General features: G+C 35.7%; 17 protein-coding genes and 1 pseudogene. 16 read left to right on the plus strand and 2 right to left on the minus strand.

Annotation, left to right across the window (positions count from 1 at the left end; translation table 11 throughout):
* The first annotated feature begins 58 nt into the window (after window positions 1–58).
* From ACPLVF_RS08345 to ACPLVF_RS08380, 8 genes and pseudogenes are all read left to right on the plus strand, one after another.
* Window positions 59–1,177 carry an iron ABC transporter substrate-binding protein gene (locus tag ACPLVF_RS08345; RefSeq protein WP_424907373.1) on the plus strand — a complete coding sequence of 373 codons (1,119 nt, stop codon included), beginning with the start codon at window positions 59–61 and terminating at the stop codon, window positions 1,175–1,177.
* Window positions 1,178–1,304: 127 nt separating this feature from the next.
* Entirely contained in the window at window positions 1,305–2,288 is a 984-nt protein-coding gene (locus ACPLVF_RS08350) for a FecCD family ABC transporter permease (protein ID WP_424907415.1), read from the plus strand.
* A complete protein-coding gene (locus ACPLVF_RS08355) occupies window positions 2,285–3,052 on the plus strand; it encodes an ABC transporter ATP-binding protein (RefSeq protein ID WP_424907374.1) in 768 nt (255 codons plus the stop codon). The genes ACPLVF_RS08350 and ACPLVF_RS08355 overlap by 4 nt, the downstream gene beginning before the upstream one ends.
* A gap of 27 nt (window positions 3,053–3,079) precedes the next feature.
* Window positions 3,080–3,256: pseudogene (locus tag ACPLVF_RS08360) on the plus strand (TrmO family methyltransferase domain-containing protein); the annotation flags it as partial.
* Between the two features lie 67 nt (window positions 3,257–3,323).
* Window positions 3,324–3,794 carry an IS607 family transposase gene (locus ACPLVF_RS08365; protein ID WP_424907375.1) on the plus strand — a complete coding sequence of 157 codons (471 nt, stop codon included), beginning with the start codon at window positions 3,324–3,326 and terminating at the stop codon, window positions 3,792–3,794.
* Window positions 3,775–5,226, plus strand: a complete 1,452-nt coding sequence (locus ACPLVF_RS08370) for an IS200/IS605 family accessory protein TnpB-related protein (protein WP_424907376.1) — start codon at window positions 3,775–3,777, stop codon at window positions 5,224–5,226. Before ACPLVF_RS08365 ends, ACPLVF_RS08370 begins: the two co-directional genes overlap by 20 nt.
* A gap of 145 nt (window positions 5,227–5,371) precedes the next feature.
* Complete coding sequence (locus ACPLVF_RS08375) at window positions 5,372–5,899, plus strand: FmdE family protein (protein ID WP_424907377.1); 528 nt, start codon at window positions 5,372–5,374, stop codon at window positions 5,897–5,899.
* A gap of 93 nt (window positions 5,900–5,992) precedes the next feature.
* The gene (locus tag ACPLVF_RS08380) at window positions 5,993–6,511 is read left to right on the plus strand and encodes a cysteine hydrolase family protein (protein ID WP_424907378.1); all 519 of its coding nucleotides are present in this window, start codon (window positions 5,993–5,995) and stop codon (window positions 6,509–6,511) included.
* Window positions 6,512–6,541: 30 nt separating this feature from the next.
* Here ACPLVF_RS08380 and ACPLVF_RS08385 read toward each other — a convergent pair whose 3' ends face one another.
* Window positions 6,542–7,447, minus strand: coding sequence for a GerMN domain-containing protein (locus ACPLVF_RS08385; RefSeq protein WP_424907379.1), 906 nt, complete (start codon window positions 7,445–7,447; stop codon window positions 6,542–6,544).
* 162 nt (window positions 7,448–7,609) lie between these two features.
* Between ACPLVF_RS08385 and ACPLVF_RS08390 the strand changes: the two genes are divergently transcribed.
* The 5 genes from ACPLVF_RS08390 (at window position 7,610) to ACPLVF_RS08410 (ending at window position 12,185) form a co-directional block, all read left to right on the plus strand.
* Window positions 7,610–9,235: a methyl-accepting chemotaxis protein gene (locus ACPLVF_RS08390; protein WP_424907380.1), complete on the plus strand. Its 1,626-nt coding sequence runs from the start codon at window positions 7,610–7,612 to the stop codon at window positions 9,233–9,235.
* 19 nt (window positions 9,236–9,254) lie between these two features.
* On the plus strand, window positions 9,255–9,635 hold the full coding sequence (gene crcB / locus ACPLVF_RS08395; RefSeq protein ID WP_424907381.1) for a fluoride efflux transporter CrcB: 381 nt from the start codon (window positions 9,255–9,257) through the stop codon (window positions 9,633–9,635).
* Between the two features lie 18 nt (window positions 9,636–9,653).
* On the plus strand, window positions 9,654–10,007 hold the full coding sequence (locus tag ACPLVF_RS08400; RefSeq protein ID WP_424907382.1) for a DUF190 domain-containing protein: 354 nt from the start codon (window positions 9,654–9,656) through the stop codon (window positions 10,005–10,007).
* Window position 10,008: 1 nt separating this feature from the next.
* Window positions 10,009–10,686, plus strand: coding sequence for a deoxyribose-phosphate aldolase (deoC, locus tag ACPLVF_RS08405; protein ID WP_424907383.1), 678 nt, complete (start codon window positions 10,009–10,011; stop codon window positions 10,684–10,686).
* An 86-nt stretch (window positions 10,687–10,772) separates the two neighbouring features.
* Window positions 10,773–12,185, plus strand: coding sequence for an FG-GAP-like repeat-containing protein (locus ACPLVF_RS08410; RefSeq protein WP_424907384.1), 1,413 nt, complete (start codon window positions 10,773–10,775; stop codon window positions 12,183–12,185).
* 7 nt (window positions 12,186–12,192) lie between these two features.
* Here the strand turns inward: ACPLVF_RS08410 and ACPLVF_RS08415 are convergent, their stop codons facing one another.
* Window positions 12,193–12,639, minus strand: a complete 447-nt coding sequence (locus tag ACPLVF_RS08415; RefSeq protein WP_424907385.1) for an exonuclease SbcC — start codon at window positions 12,637–12,639, stop codon at window positions 12,193–12,195.
* Window positions 12,640–12,782: 143 nt separating this feature from the next.
* On the opposite strand from ACPLVF_RS08415, the gene ACPLVF_RS08420 reads away from it, so the two are divergent.
* From ACPLVF_RS08420 to gap, 3 genes are all read left to right on the plus strand, one after another.
* Complete coding sequence (locus ACPLVF_RS08420; protein ID WP_424907386.1) at window positions 12,783–13,262, plus strand: general stress protein; 480 nt, start codon at window positions 12,783–12,785, stop codon at window positions 13,260–13,262.
* Between the two features lie 204 nt (window positions 13,263–13,466).
* Window positions 13,467–14,855 (plus strand): RNA polymerase factor sigma-54, encoded by a 1,389-nt coding sequence (rpoN, locus tag ACPLVF_RS08425; RefSeq protein ID WP_424907387.1) that lies wholly within the window; start codon window positions 13,467–13,469, stop codon window positions 14,853–14,855.
* Window positions 14,856–15,064: 209 nt separating this feature from the next.
* Complete coding sequence (gap, locus tag ACPLVF_RS08430; protein ID WP_424907388.1) at window positions 15,065–16,078, plus strand: type I glyceraldehyde-3-phosphate dehydrogenase; 1,014 nt, start codon at window positions 15,065–15,067, stop codon at window positions 16,076–16,078.
* Window positions 16,079–16,137: the final 59 nt, after the last annotated feature.

The following is a 16,137-nucleotide window of genomic DNA, read 5'->3' on the forward strand; positions in this document are numbered from 1 at the left end:
GAACCTAAAAAAGGTTCTGTGATAATTTCTAAAACATATTATACGAGGAGGATTTGAGATGAAATCAAAAAAATCCCTTGTAAAATTAATTTTAATTTTGTGCTTAATTGCGATTCTTACAGCGGGATGCTCCAAAACTGCTAACACACAAAATACAGCTAATTCTAATAGTGTTGTTATAACCGATATGTTAGGAAGGGATGTTGAAATAAGTTTACCTGCGAAGAGAATTGTAGCAATTGGACCTGGAGCTTTAAGGCTTGTATGTTATGTGAATGGGGCAAGCAAAGTTGTAGGTGTTGAGAATGCAGAAAAACAATGGCCTTCATCAGGGAGAACTTACATAATGGCATATCCGGAGTTGAAGGAACTGCCCGTCATAGGACCAGGAGGAGCTGATTCTGCACCGGATGCGGAGAAACTCGCAGGCGTAAAACCTGATGTAATATTTGTAACCTATTTGGTAGATAAAACAAAAGCAGATGAGCTTCAGGCCAAAACAGGTATACCTGTAGTAGTGCTGAGCTACGGAAAATTTGCTACTTTTGACGAGGATGTTTTTAAATCATTGAATATTATTGGCAAAATTATCGGAGAAGAGAAACGGGCAAATGAAGTAGTGGAATATATAAAGAAGTGTCAGCAAGATCTTGATAATAGGACTAAGGATATTCCAGATGAAAAAAAACCAAAGGTTTATGTTGGAGCTTTGGGGATGAAGGGTGGACACGGAATTGAAAGTACCCAGGCGAATTTTCCTCCTTTCAAAGCAGTCAATGCTAAGAATGTAGCAGATGAAACAGGGCAGAAGGGAAGTATTATGATTGAGAAGGAAAAGCTCATAGCTTGGGACCCTGATATCATTTTTATCGATGAAAACAATTTAAATTTGGTAAAACAGGATTATGATAAGAATACTAAATTTTACAATTCGTTGAAGGCATTTAAGGAAAAAAGTGTTTATGGATTTTTACCGTATAACTATTACACTACAAATATCGATACAGCAATAGCTGATGCTTACTGGATAGGAAAGGTCATATACCCAGAAAGATTTAATGATATTGATCCTGCAAAAAAGGCTGATGAAATTTACAAGTTTTTCTTAAATAAACCCCTTTACAACCAGATGGCAGAAATCTACGGTGGATTTAAGAAATTGGATATGGATAATTAAATTTGGTAAATAATAAAAAATTGAAAAAGGGGAAAACGATGTGGTAAATACATACAGAAGATTTACTAAAGAAGATTATTTAAATTATTCCAAAAGGAAAATATATACAATAGCTTTACTTTTTCTCATGGTTGCAATGCTTTTCATTTATTCTGTAAATGCTGGCTCGGCTGAACTTTCGCCGGGCCAGGTATTTATGACTTTGTTAGGTAAAGGGGAAGAACGGTACAAAATAATTATATGGAATATTAGGCTTCCTCGAGTGCTTTCAGCTGTTGTTGCAGGTGCAGGACTTTCTATTGCGGGTTGCGTGGTGCAAACTCTATTGAGAAATCCTCTTGCTTCTCCTTTTACCTTAGGTATTTCACAAGGAGCTGCTTTTGGTGCGGCGTTTGCAATTATCGCCCTTGGGGCTGGGAGCACCCATAGCACAGGCGCTGATGCGGTTATAATAAATAATTTTTATTTAGTTACGGTTTTTGCACTTATAGGTGCTATGGCTTCAACAGTAATAGTTCTTTTATTTGCAAAATTAAAAGGGGTTTCCCCGGAAGCAATGGTGCTTTCAGGTGTAGCTTTAGGTTCTTTATTTTCAGCAGGTACCGTTATATTGCAGTATTTTGCAAACGAAGTACAGGTGGCCTCAATCGTTTTTTGGACATTTGGCGATTTAGGTAGGGCATCGTGGAAGGAATTAAGTATTATGTCAATTGCTATAGGTGCAGCTTTTATATACTTTCTTTTAAACAGATGGAATTACAATGTAATCACCGGGGGGGAAGAAACGGCAAAGGGATTGGGTGTAGATGTAGAAAAGGTAAGAATTTCTGGAATGTTTGTGGCATCACTAATAACCTCAATAATTGTCTCGTTCTTAGGAATAATAGCTTTTATCTGTCTTGTAGCACCTCATATTATAAGAAGATTAATCGGTGGAGACCACCGTTATTTTATTCCAGGCTCTGCGGTAATGGGTGCATTGTTGCTCCTTGCATCGGATACGGTGGGGAGAACTATTATTTCACCTGTGGTTTTGCCGGTAGGGGCGATTACTTCCTTTTTAGGAGCGCCACTTTTTCTTTACCTTCTATTTAAGGGGGTAAAAGGATGATTTTACAGGTTGACGGTATAGATTTCTCTTACCGTAGCAGGCCTGTATTAAAAGGGGTAAAATTTGAGGTAAAAAAAGGAGAAATCCTTTCTATTCTTGGCAATAACGGTGCAGGAAAATCTACTCTTTTAAAATGTTTAAACAAAATATTAAAGCCTCAAAAAGGAACGGTTTTTATAGATAGGAAAGATGTTTTAAAACTTTCGCGCCTTGAAGTAGCCAAAAAAATTGGCTATGTTGCTCAAAGGTACGAAAGTTATAATCTTGACGGGACAAATTTTACGGTTTTTGAGGCCGTATTGATGGGAAGAAAACCTTATATAAAATGGGATGTTTCTGCTCACGACCTCGAAATAGTAAATAATATACTTAGGGTTTTTAACTTGGAAGAACTTGCTTTGCGAAAAATTAATGAATTGAGCGGAGGAGAACTGCAAAAAGTTATTATAGCAAGGGCATTAGCTCAAGAGCCTGAAATACTTCTTCTTGATGAGCCTACAAATAATCTCGATTTGAAAAACCAGTTAGAAGTCTTACAAATTGTCAAAAAATGTGTATATGAACAAAATATAGCGGCTATTATGGTTATTCATGATATTAACCTTGCTTTGCGTTTTTCTGACAAATTCCTATTTCTTAAAGATAACTCAGTTTTTGCATGTGGAGGAATTGAAATTATGACACCTGAGAACATTTCTTGCGTTTATGGAGTGCCAGTTACAGTTAAAAAACATCAAAATTTGCCCTTAGTAGTACCTTTGTAATAAAATATCTCAAAAGGGGGTTAGTCCCAAATTAAGGGTGTTTTTGCATGTCGCTCGCCTCATCGCCCAAATCCCATTGCTTTTTGCGTTGTAGAATTGCTAAAAGTAGAAGAAAACCGCTTGACGGTAAGGGGGATAGATGCAATAGACGGTAGCCCCTTGTTAGACATAAAGCCATACTTTCCTAAACTCGATAGTGTATAAGTAGAAGAGGTCACAACAGTTGAAAATAATAATGCAAAAAGGTATAATTTTGATTGGGTGATATTGAATGATACTAAGTGTGCAAAAGGTTAAGGAGATATATGGTATCAGCAGAAGGACACTAATAAACTGGGAAAAGGAGTCTACGAAAAAACAGGAAGAGTACCTTAAAAATCAGATTAGAAGACTTGAAGAGTATGCTAATTCTCAAAGCTGGCAGTATGAGGTTATATCTGAGATAGCAAGTGGAGTAAATGAAAACAGAAGAGGACTGCAGAAACTTTTGAACAAGATTAAAAGAGGAGAAGTTGAGAAAGTTGTAGTGGAATATCCTGACAGGCTTGCGAGATTTGGATTTGAATATCTCAAGTTTTTCATGGAAAGCTTTGGAGTAGAGCTTGTAGTTTTGGATGGAAAGGAAAATGAAGAAGATGTAAACAAAGAACTAGCAGAAGACTTAATAGCAATAGTTACATCATTTGCAGCCAGGATTTACGGGCAAAGAGGTGGTAAAAAGCATGATAACAATCCAAGCTAAACTTGTTTTTGACAGTAAAGAAGATAAACAAGAAGTATTAGACCTTATGAGAAGATGGTCATCCTGCGCAAGATTCGCATATAACAGACTTTTAGAAGGTAAAAGCAGAAATACACTAAAAAAAGAACTTCAAGGGATTTTTAATTTAAATTCGAGGTATGTAGATGATGCGATAATGAAGGCAAAAAGCGTTTTAGAGTCTTGCAAAGAAAGGGAAGAGAATCCGAGGAAGGTTATCTTTGGCGGCAGGAGTCTATTTGAAAAACTAAAGAAACGGCACATAAATGGAAGAGCATACAAGGAGCTAAAACTTGAGTGGCAAGAAAGAAGGAAAGGCAATCTCTACTCAAGGGGAGATAAGAGCAAGAAAGGGAACCTGAATACAAGGATCGAGATAGATGAATATGGTATGAGATTAAGGATAAACGTAGGGGAAAGAAAGTATGTATATCCCAAGATACAAGCGGGATGGAAAAAAGGAAAGAGCCGGGAGGAATTACTACAAGCAATAAGCACCAGGGAAGAACCATATTCCGTCGAGCTAAAACTCAAAAACGGGAAGGTATATGCTTACTTTACAATTGAAGAAAACTTTCCGGAAGTTTTGGTAACAAAGGAAAATGGAGTTATAGGCATAGATGTTAACGCATATCCGGACCACATAGCGTGGTCAGAAACAGATGAGAACGGTAAGCTTGTAAGTTATGGCAGAATACCGATGCCTGAACTTACAAGCGGCAATTCAAATAAGAGGGAATATTATAGATGGCAGTATGCTCATGAAATAGTAAGGCTAGCAGAAGAAAAGAAAAAAGCAATAGCAATCGAAAGATTGGACATAAGAGACAAAGGAAAAAGAGGGGATTTTTCAGGGAGGAAATCAAGGAGGATAAGGCACAGCTTTAGCTACAGGTCACTTTTGGAAAAAATCAAGGTTTTAGCGAAGAGGAAAGGTATACAAGTAATAGAGGTTAATCCCGCCTATACATCAGTGATAGGAATGCTGAAGTTTGCACCGCAGTATATGATAAGCAAGGACATAGCAGCTTCGTATGTCATAGCAAGAAGAGGACTTGGATTAAAAGAGCAAATTCCCGAAGGGTATATGGCAATTCTAAAAGATTTAGATGCTGACGAATTGGAGGAATTAAAAGAGCACGTAAAGAGAACGGTTAAGAACAAACAACTAAAGAAAAGGCAACTAAAGGAGATAGACAGAGCGATAAAACTGATAAAAAGCCTTGGGAGTGAGCCAGGGAAGGCACTAATACCTCTGGGTGGAACAAGTATTAGTGCCTATAGCACAAGCTATAATCTCTGGCGAGTTCTCAAGGTAGCGGTGGTAACGCCACTCTCCCCTGAGAGGGTATTAAGGGACGTCTCTGTCCTGAAGGGAGTATTACATTCAGGGCAAGTGGGGAGACCCGGTTAAGGGCGCGAGTTCCTGCTTCTTGGGGCAGGGGCTATGGTTGTCCCAAATACCGCCTGCTGGGGTAGGGACAACCTGAAAGGCGGTAAAAAATACCCCAGCCGTCTAAACTGGGAAGTTTGTCACAGTTTAGATGACCAGGATAAATATGGACAAAAAATTATGGGAAAAATGTGTTTTGTTTCACGGGCACGAGTGTCCGGGCCTTGCGATAGGCTTCAGAGCTTGCGAAGCAGCAAAAGAAAAGCTAAACATAGGATTTTCAAAAGATGAGGAGATTGTATGCGTTACCGAAAACGATGCATGCGGAGTCGATGCTGTTCAGGTAATAGCCGGATGCACTGTGGGAAAGGGAAACCTGATATTTCGAGGTACAGGAAAGCAGGCTTTTACGTTTTTCAAAAGGGATACTAAAGAAGGAATTAGGATCGTATTAAAACCATCGGATAAGGAGATGAGCAGGGAAGAAAAAATGAAATACCTATTAAGCGCTCCAGTGGAAGATATTTTTGAGTTCAAGAAGCCACATTTTGATATACCTGAAAAGGCAAGAATATTTAGGTCTGTAAAATGCGAAATATGCGGTGAAATGGCTGCAGAAAACAAAATAAGATTGATGGAAGGTAAAAAAGTGTGTATGGACTGCAACAGTGATTATAGTAGAGGGTGGAACTAAAAATAAAAATTGCAATTAATTGACAATACCTATTATTTAGATGATAATATAAGCATAAAACTGAAAAAGGAGTTAGTAAAAGGGGGAAACATAATGAGTAAAGCCCTTCTGGTCATTGATATGCTTAATGATTTTATTGATGAGAAGGGGAGTTTATTTATAGGCGGGGTAGGCAAGAGTATAATCCCTTTTATTAAAGGGAAAATTGCTGAATTTAGGCAAATGGCCTTTCCCATTATTTTTGTCTGTGACAATCACGAAAAGGATGACAAGGAATTTGAAATGTTTCCTCCTCACTGTATAGCAAATACTTGGGGCAGTAAAATAATAGAAGAATTTGAAGTGAATAATGAAGAAAAAATAATTAAAAAACGCCGTTATAGCGCCTTTTACGGAACGGATTTAGACCTTTATCTAAGGGAAAAAGGCATTGAAGAAATCCATCTTGTGGGCGTTTGCACAAATATATGTGTTTTATATACTGCTAAGGATGCAAGAGAAAGAGGATATGTTGTAAAAATATACAAAGACGGTGTAGCTTCTTTTGATGAAAAAGCTCATGAATTTGCTTTAAAAGAAGCCGAGAGAACTTTGGGTTGTCAAATAATATAGGTATATAAAAAATAGGCTCTTTTTTAGAGCCTATTTTTTTATCATATTCTCATTTCTCGTAAAAGGTTCGTTGAAAATCATATGCCCTGCTAAGGTTTCTTCCTTTTTACCTTCTATTAAGAATTCTACTTTTTTTATTTCAGGCAGTTCTGTTAAAGAATTTACTATAGAAAATATTGTGAACGCTTCACCCGTGGAACCACCCCAGTGCTTTGTTTTTAATTCCTTTGAAAAGTTTACAACAGCGGTACCGTTTTCTACTTTTATAGAGAGAAGCTTTGTTTCCGGGGGGATAGTTTTATAGTGGCCGGGTTGTTGCGGGCCTTTTATCAATTCTTCTACGATAATTTGTTCAAGAGGTTTATCTTTTACAACTTCTCTGTATTCTGGCACGAGATAATTTGCTCCGTCATCGGAAAAATATAGTGTAATAGTTGTTTTATTCATAATAGAATTGTTAATTGAAGCTAAATCATATCTTTTAAGCAATCCGTAAGGCATTCCGCTTGGAGCGATCAATTCCTTGCCATCTACCAAAATATGAACCTTTTCAATTTCCGGGAATTCCGTAAGGGTATTTACTACAGAAATTATTGCAAAGCTTTCTGCCATTATGCCGGGGAATTGTGAAAATTCCTTTGAAAAATTTACCGTTGCTATTTTGTCTTTTATGTCCAAATCTAATATTTTAGTCTCTGCAGGAATATTATTTCTTAATTCGGGGCTGGTCGGCCCTTTTAAAAGTTCTTCTAAGGCTCTTTTTGGAAGGGACTCGCCTTTTTGCAAAGTAATTTCCCTTTCTTCGCTTAAAATTTTATCATTGTCTTTATTGGCATAGTATAGGGTGATTTTTGCCTTTTCTACAGATGGTTTCGGCATGCAGGATGTTAAAAAAAACAGGCATATTAATAAAAATACATAAAAAGATTTTTTCATCTTCTTACTTCCTTTCAGATATTTTATGAAAATTCTTTTGACTATATCAATAATAGCAGATTTTTTTCAAAAAGTCCAAAAATATCTTATTAAAATTTTTTGCAAATGAAGGGAAAAAATGGCTTGATGTCGAATTTGTTATATTTAGGGAGGTGCATATTTATGAAGCCCTATAAATTATTCTACATCGCTATTTTACATATTATTCCTCTAATTGTTTTTTCAGTATTATTATTAGGTTTTGGTATAGCTTTTAATAAAATTGTAGTTCCTTTTATACTTACTGTGGTTTTTATAATTATTGTAAGCGGGATATTTTTTACTAATTTCCTAAAGCCCCTAAAAAGGCTCTCTACCATAATACATGATTTTTCTTCCGGGAGTATTGCAATTTTTGGCGAATTGTCTAAAATGAAAGGGGAATTTGAGTTTTTATTCAAGCCGGTAGCTCATATTTTTGAGCAAATACTTGGTTTAATTGAAAACGTAGAGCGCACATCAGAACAGATAGATTACTTTGCAGAAAAATTTACGGGTAATGTTAAATATATTGGAGCAGCAGCGGAACAAATAGCTAATTCTGTAAATGAAATTGCTGCCGGTGCTACAAAGGAAGCTGAATCTGCTCAGACCATGACTCTGAGCATGGGAGAATTGAATTCCCTTTCCGATAACATCGCCAGTGAGACTTTAAAAGGGTCTGAAGGCCTTGAAAAGATTGTTGTTAAGGCAAAAGAAGCAAAAGGGGTATTAAACGAATTAATTGATGGTCTGGAATTTTCTTCAAAAACAAGCAGGGAATCTTCAGAAATGATGGAACGATTGGAAGAACTGACGGTTAAGATAAACGATTTTGTTGATGTAATCACGGAAATTGCCGGTCAGACGAATCTTTTGGCTTTAAATGCTGCAATTGAGGCGGCAAGAGCAGGTGAACAGGGTAAAGGTTTTGCCGTAGTTGCGGGAGAAATAAGAAAACTTGCAGAACAATCCGGAAATGCAGCGAAGGAAATAAGGGAACTTTCTTTTAAGATAAAGGAAGAGTCAAAGCTTACTGCAGAACAAGTGAAGAAAAGTGTAGCAACGGTTGACCAGAATATTTCAAAAGGTAAGGATTCACAGAAGGCTTTTGATGATATAATCAATGAAATAAATAATTTATGGGGTGCAATGCAGAGGATAAATGATTTAACCTTAAAACAGGTTGAAAAGGTAAAAAGTGTTTCCGAAGCTGTAGATGAGCTTGCGGCAGTAGCCGAGGAAACTGCAGCAGGAGTGGAAGAGATTTCCGCTTCTACACAGGAGCAGAAAAGCTCTATTGATGTTATAGTAAAGGATGCTGAAAGAATATTTGCGATGGCAGAGGAGCTTAAATCCACCTTTGAAGTTTTTACAAAGAATTTTAAATTTAGTGATGAACATAATAAATTAATAGAAAGAACAAAAGAGATGGTTTTGGAACTTTCAAAGAAGGACTATGTTATAAATTTCAATATAGAGAGACAGAGAAAGGAATTTAAAGAAATCCTAAAAGACAAGCCTTTTATAGCAAATATTTACATGGCAAACCAAGAGGGGTCTTTAATATATATTACTGATGAACAACACATTTCAAAAAATTTTGCATTCAGGTCTTGGTTTAGAGAAGCGATGAAAGGTAAGGTGTTTATAACAAATCCTTATTTTGATGCTACAACCCATAAACTATGTGTTGCGGTGTCTGCGCCTGTTAAAAACGAAAAAGGCACAATAGTAGGTGTAATAGGGGCAGATGTATATCTTTTTTAAACGGTAGGTGGGGAAAATAGTGGATAGAATTATCGCAGTTGGTATAGGCAGCTTTTTTGGAGGTATTTTAAGGTATTTGTTTTCAGGCTGGGCTGCAGCTTTATTTGGAGAGTTTTTCCCTTTCGGTACGCTGATTGTGAACATCTTAGGGAGCTTTATAATGGGCTTTGTGATGGTGTCCGGTATTGAAGCCGGAATTATTGATTTTAAACTGCGGATTTTTTTAACTACAGGTATTATGGGGGCTTTTACAACCTTTTCAACCTTTTCTTATGAAACTATGCAGTTTATTTTTGAAGGAGAGTTTTTGCTTGCGGCCCTCAATATTGTTTTAAATTTACTTTTAGGCCTTTTTGGAGTATGGTTGGGTATTACTTTGGCAAGGCTATTTATTTTGTAAAAAAGGTGAGATGGTAATATGAAATTGCAGGGAAGGGGAAAATTATTGAAAATTTACATCGGTGAATCCGATAAATGGCACGGCGAAAGCCTTTTTAATGCAATAGTAAAATTAGCAAAAAAGGAAGGATTAGCGGGGGTAACTGTATACAGGGGAATTGAAGGATTTGGAGCTTCCAGCCGGCTTCATACATCAAAGATTTTGAGGCTTTCAGAGGATCTGCCTATAATATTGGAAATAATTGATACTGAAGAAAAAATTAATAATATATTAGGTAAATTAGATGAGATGATTAATGAAGGTTTAATTGTACTTCAGGATGTTGATGTTATAAAATACACTTCTAAAGAAAAAGAAAAAAAGGAGGTTTAAAATGCAAAGGTATGAACTTGCAAAACTTATTGATCATACCCTTTTAAAACCTACTGCTACCTTTGAGGATATAGATAGGTTGTGCAGTGAAGCTATAGAGTACGGTTTTTATTCTGTGTGTGTAAATTCAGCCTTTGTAGAGTACGCAGTAAATAAACTTAAAGACACACCGATTAAGGTTTGTACAACTGTTGGATTTCCGCTGGGTGCGGTAGATAGAGAAGTTAAAGCCTTTGAAGCAAAGAAGGCGGTTAGCCAGGGTGCCTTAGAAGTGGACATGGTTATAAATTTAGGATATTTGAAAAACGGTGATTATCTTGAAGTAAGAGAGGATATAGAAAGTGTTGTAAAAGCGGTAAAAGAAGAAAACAAAGATGCTAAGGTAAAGGTGATTATTGAGACTTGCTATTTGTCAGAAAGCGAAAAGGTGACAGCTGTAAAACTTTGTCAGGAGGCTAATGCTGATTTTGTAAAAACTTCGACGGGGTTCGGCACAGGGGGAGCAACGGTTGAGGATGTAAAGCTTATAAGAATGCTTGTAGGTGATACCATGGGGGTAAAAGCCTCTGGCGGGATACGCGATCTTGATACTGCAATAAAGATGATTGAGGCAGGTGCAAATAGGATTGGGACAAGCTCAGGTGTTGCTATAATGGAAGAATTGAAAAATAAGGGCTAATAAGCCCTTTTATTTTTTTAACCTTTTTTTGTTTTTACGAATAATATAGATACAAAGGACAACGGGCTAAGAAAGGGGGAATTTGCATGAGGGCAAAGTATAACGTTCAATGGGCAAGTAAGGATTTAGGGTTTGAAGCAAGAACAACAATAGGAGATGTAGACAGAGATGGAATTAACGAAATTATAACTGTGGCCAATTTAGAAAATGTAAAGGGTTCAGTAATTGTTATATTTAAAAAAAGCAAAAACACAGTTTACGAGGTATCCAGATTAGAATTAAGTCAGGATTCCAACATGGTATTTGTTTATGATATTAATATGGACGGGAAAAATGAAATAATTGTTGGTACCGATAGAAATATATTGATTTTTAAATTAGAAGATAAAAGATTAGTATTATTGGGAGAAAGTATAAGTTTAGGAGGAGTTATAACATCTGTTTCTGCAAAAGATGTAGATAAGGATGGCAATGTAGAAATTTTAGTTACTGTTAAAAATAAGCTTTATATTTTTAGGTGGATTAATAGGTTAGTGCTAACAAATAGCCTGGATTTTAAAGGCAATATTAAGGTTGCATTAGGGGATGTAGATAACGATAAAAAGATAGATATAGTTGTAAAAGAAGTGAATGATTCTACGGGGGTATTATACATTTTCGAGTTAAAAAATAATGAATTAAGGCAATTGATGGCAATAGCTATAAGAAATTTAGTTAACGGTTTTTTAGTTGTAGGGGATGTTGATAGGGATGGAAAATCGGAAATAGTTTTCAATTCAAAAGATGACTATATATATATTCTTAAAAAGGTAGATAAAGAGTTTACTTTTTTTAGAAAAGGAATTTCGGAGTCAAAAAAATTAAATGATGCGGTAATTTTTGATATAGATAATGATGGTATAAATGAAATAATAGCTGTTTCCTTGAATAGTCTTTTAATTTTGGAAATACATCAGAGAGATATTAAGATTAAATTAATCCAGGTTATACCTAATGGAGCTATTAGCGTTTCTGCCGGAGAATTGGATGGAGGAAGTCCAGGAGAAATAATAATCGGTACATCCTACGGATATGTATATTTACTGCAGACAGTGAGAGATGAAGTAGAAGGCAATTTATTGATAGGAAGAGTACAATCAATAATTCAGGATACAGTAGAAATACCTGCTGGTAAACCTGATGCAGCAAGGATTGTAGAATCAAAAGCAAAATTTATAGTAGATGATGTAAGAGTAATAGAAGATAAAGTTATAGTGGACGGAGAGGTAGAGGTAAAGGTAAAGGTGTTATACGTAGCTAATTTACCATCTCAACCAGTTCACTTTTTTGAAGATGTCATTCCTTTTCTCCAGTTTATACATCTTTATGGAGCCCACCCCGGGATGGAAGCTCTGGTTCATTTTAAAACTGAGTATGTGGATTCTAAATTAATTTCACCCAGGAAGGTAAAAGTAACAGTGGTATTTGAAATGTTTGTAAAATTAATAAAATTTTATTAAGGCATATTTACTGATTTAAATCAGTGTTTCCATTTTCGATTTGAGTGAAAGTATTTTCACATTTTGATATAAAATCAAACATTTTGCTTATCGAATTGCTTTGAAGCAAAGCATTTTGCGCTTGGGCTAATGCAGAAATTGCTTGTTGCATTGCCTGGATAACCTGCATATCTTGAGATATCAGCTCTTCAAAACATTCTTTTTCCATTGTTTCTATAATCTGTCTGTAATTATTAGCATTTGCTTTTAATTCAGAGATACCCTGCATAGCAGCCTGCTGTAATTGAGAGGCTAAATTATAAAGATTTTCAAGTCTTTTTGAATCGGTGATAAAAGTAGAAGATTGATTTAAATTGCTTTGAATTTGCTGGCTTATAGACAATTGCTGTTCTCGAGCAATTTCACCAACATTTTGGATGTTTTGTATGAACTGTTGAGTTTTTTCGGTTTCCAAAATTTCTCCCTCCTTTAAATTTACTTTTTAGATTTATGAATTTTATTTTTAATATACCCTAATTAAAAGGTTTTAATTACAAGAATATTTAGATGTTTAATGGAAAAAATAAAAACGAAGATTACAATATAGGAGGGAGATTTATGGCTGTTAAAACAGTTATTGGTGTTTTTGAAAATAAGCAGCAAGCGGAAAAAGCCGTTAATTCATTAAGAAATTCCGGATTTGATACAAATGAGATTTCCATTGTCGCAAAAGAAGAAAAAAAAGATAATGGAGATGAAGAGACCTTAGAAATGGATACTGTTGCAGATGGTACCGCTACAGGTGGGGTTATAGGAGGACTTGCAGGCCTTGCAATTGGAGCGGGAGCCCTTGCAATACCGGGGATTGGACCACTTTTTGCAGCAGGACCTATAGCAGGATTAATATCAGGGGCAGCCACAGGCGGTATTGCGGGAAGCTTAATTGACTGGGGAATTCCTGCAGAACGAGGCGAATACTATGAAGAGGAAGTTAAAAAAGGGAAAATATTAGCAGTAATAAGAGCTCATGACCAAAAGGTGCAACAGGCAGCAAACATATTACGACAAAATGGTGCTAAGGATGTAGAAACTCATTAAAAATTGGATAAACAGGGGGAATTTTATCCCCCTTTTAATTTTTAGTTTTTATGTGTTATAATAAAATAGGATATAAATGAAGATTAAAAATAATTTCGTTTTAACAAATTTTTAAAAGGTAAAAAGGTGATTTTTATAGAATAAATATAATAATAAAGTATAATTTAGTTTATTTTTTGGGCATATATTTTGGGGGGCTTTTTTATGCAGGTAAACTTTAGCCTTAATTTAACCCAAACACAAAAATTATTAATGACACCCGAACTCAAACAGGCAATAACCATACTCCAGTTGTCGAGTTTGGAACTTACAGAATATATTGAAAATGAACTTATGGAAAATCCTGTTCTTGAAATCGAGGATTTGGACTACGATGATGAAGAAGAAGTCAAAGGAGTAGAGGAAGAAGATTACAATATCGAGTGGCAGGAGTATTTAGAACAGTGTGCAGATGTAGATTTTATTAGATTACCGAAAGAAGATAAAGAAGAAAAAAACTTTGAGAATTTTATCCATTCAGCCCCCACATTGCAGGAACACTTGATGAATCAGCTTTTTCTAACAAATTTAGATAAGAAAGGCTTTAAAATAGGAGAGTTTCTAATCGGCAATATCGACCATCGTGGATATTTAACATTAGATGTCGACGAAGCAGCTAAAATTTTGAAAGCAAAAAAATCTGAGGTTGAAAAGGTACTAAAGGTTATTCAGAGTTTTGATCCGCCAGGTGTTGGAGCAAGAGATTTAAAAGAATGTCTATTGATTCAATTAGAACAAAAGGGTCTGCTGGATGAACAATTAAGGAGGTTAATTGAAGACCATCTCCAAGATTTGGCTGAAGCAAAGTATTCAAAGATAGCGGAAAGATTAAATATTACCTTAGCAAGAGTGCAAGAGCTTAAGGATTTGCTACTAACCTTAGATCCAAAACCAGGAAGGAATTTTGCTTCGGGGAATGAGACCCAATATATTGTTCCTGATGCTTCAGTGAGAAAGATTAATGACGAGTATGTTATTATAATGAATGATACGGTTACACCGAGACTTTCTATAAATCCCTATTATCGTTCTCTACTTATATCAGAGGAAAAAGATTCCAACACTTTAAAGTTTTTATCAAAAAGGTTTGAATCCGCTTTATGGCTTATAAAAAGCATTGAACAAAGGCGGATGACGTTGTATAAAGTTATAAAGGCAATTATTGATGTGCAAAAAGAGTTTTTAGACCACGGTATATCCTATCTTAGGCCTCTAACTTTGAAACAGATTGCGGATAAAATAGGAGTCCATGAATCAACTGTAAGCCGAGCTATTAACGGAAAATACGTTCAAACACCGAGGGGTATATTTGAACTAAAATTTTTCTTTAGCAACGGTTTGGAAAGTTCAGATGGCAGCTCAATTTCAGCAGAAACCATAAAAAAAATGATTAAAGAGATTGTTAACAATGAAAATCCCTATAATCCTGCAAGCGATCAAAAAATAGCCGATGAGTTAAAAGAGAAGGGTATAAACATATCAAGGAGAACTGTAGCAAAATACAGGGAAGAAATGGGTATTCCCTGCTCTGCAAAGAGAAAAAGATATGCATAAAAAATTAATAGTAAATTATTGAAGACATTTTGGTAAAAATGTGGTATTATATATTTAGCAAATATGTAATACCTTTTATTTTTGCCAGAGCGGGACTGATAAAAATATAAAGGGACGAAAATAGTCCCGCTATAATTCCGGTATAAAAATTTTAATTTAAGATAATCTAAAAAAGAAATTATAAAGTAAAATTAAAAGGAGGAGTTTAAATGGGTATTAAAGTGGGAATCAATGGTTTTGGAAGAATTGGGAGAAATTCTTTTAAGGCAGCATTGAAAAACCATCCCGACATAGAAATTGTAGCAATTAATGATCTTATGGATCCCGCTACGCTTGCTCATCTTTTAAAGTATGACTCGGTTTTTGGAAGGTTTGAAGGTAGCGTAGAAGCAAAAGAAAAATCAATTGTAGTAAATGGTAAGGAAATTAGAATTTTTGCAGAAAAAGATCCCGGGAACATTCCATGGAAGGAATTAGGAGTCGATATTGTTGTAGAATCTTCGGGCGTTTTTACTTCAAAGGACAAAGCAGTATTACATATCGAAAAGGGTGGAGCCAAAAAGGTTATTATTACAGCACCGGCAAAAGATGAAGACATAACCATTGTCATGGGGGTTAACCATGAAAAATACAACCCAAGAGAACATCATGTTATTTCAAACGCTTCATGCACGACAAACTGCCTTGCGCCAGTAGCAAAGGTCTTAATGGATAACTTTGGAATAATTAAAGGATTAATGAATACAGTTCATTCATACACCAATGACCAGAGGATACTCGATTTACCCCATAAGGATTTAAGAAGGGCAAGGGCTGCAGCATTAAACATTATACCCACTACAACCGGTGCCGCTAAAGCTGTAGCATTAGTTATCCCCGAGCTTAAGGGCAAATTGAACGGATTTGCTTTAAGGGTACCGACTCCTACAGTTTCTATTGTGGATTTCACTGCTTTATTAGGAAAGAGCGTAACCGCAGAAGAGGTTAACGAAGCATTAAGAGCTGCTTCTGAGGGACCGATGAAGGGTATTTTAGGATATACGGAAGAGCCTCTTGTTTCGATGGATTTTAAAGGTTCTGAGTACTCTTCTATAGTAGATGGCTTATCTACAATGGTCATAGAAGGAGATTTTGTAAAAGTTATAGCTTGGTATGACAATGAATGGGGTTATTCCTGCAGGGTAATGGATCTTGTAAAGTATATTGCCGAAAGAGGCCTTTGATATTAAAAATAGCCCAATTTTTAATTGGGCTATTTTGCTAAAATAATAGTTGAAGGAGA

Origin of the sequence: Thermovenabulum sp. (assembly GCF_049701175.1) — a bacterium.
Lineage (GTDB): Bacteria > Bacillota > Thermosediminibacteria > Thermosediminibacterales > Thermosediminibacteraceae > Thermovenabulum.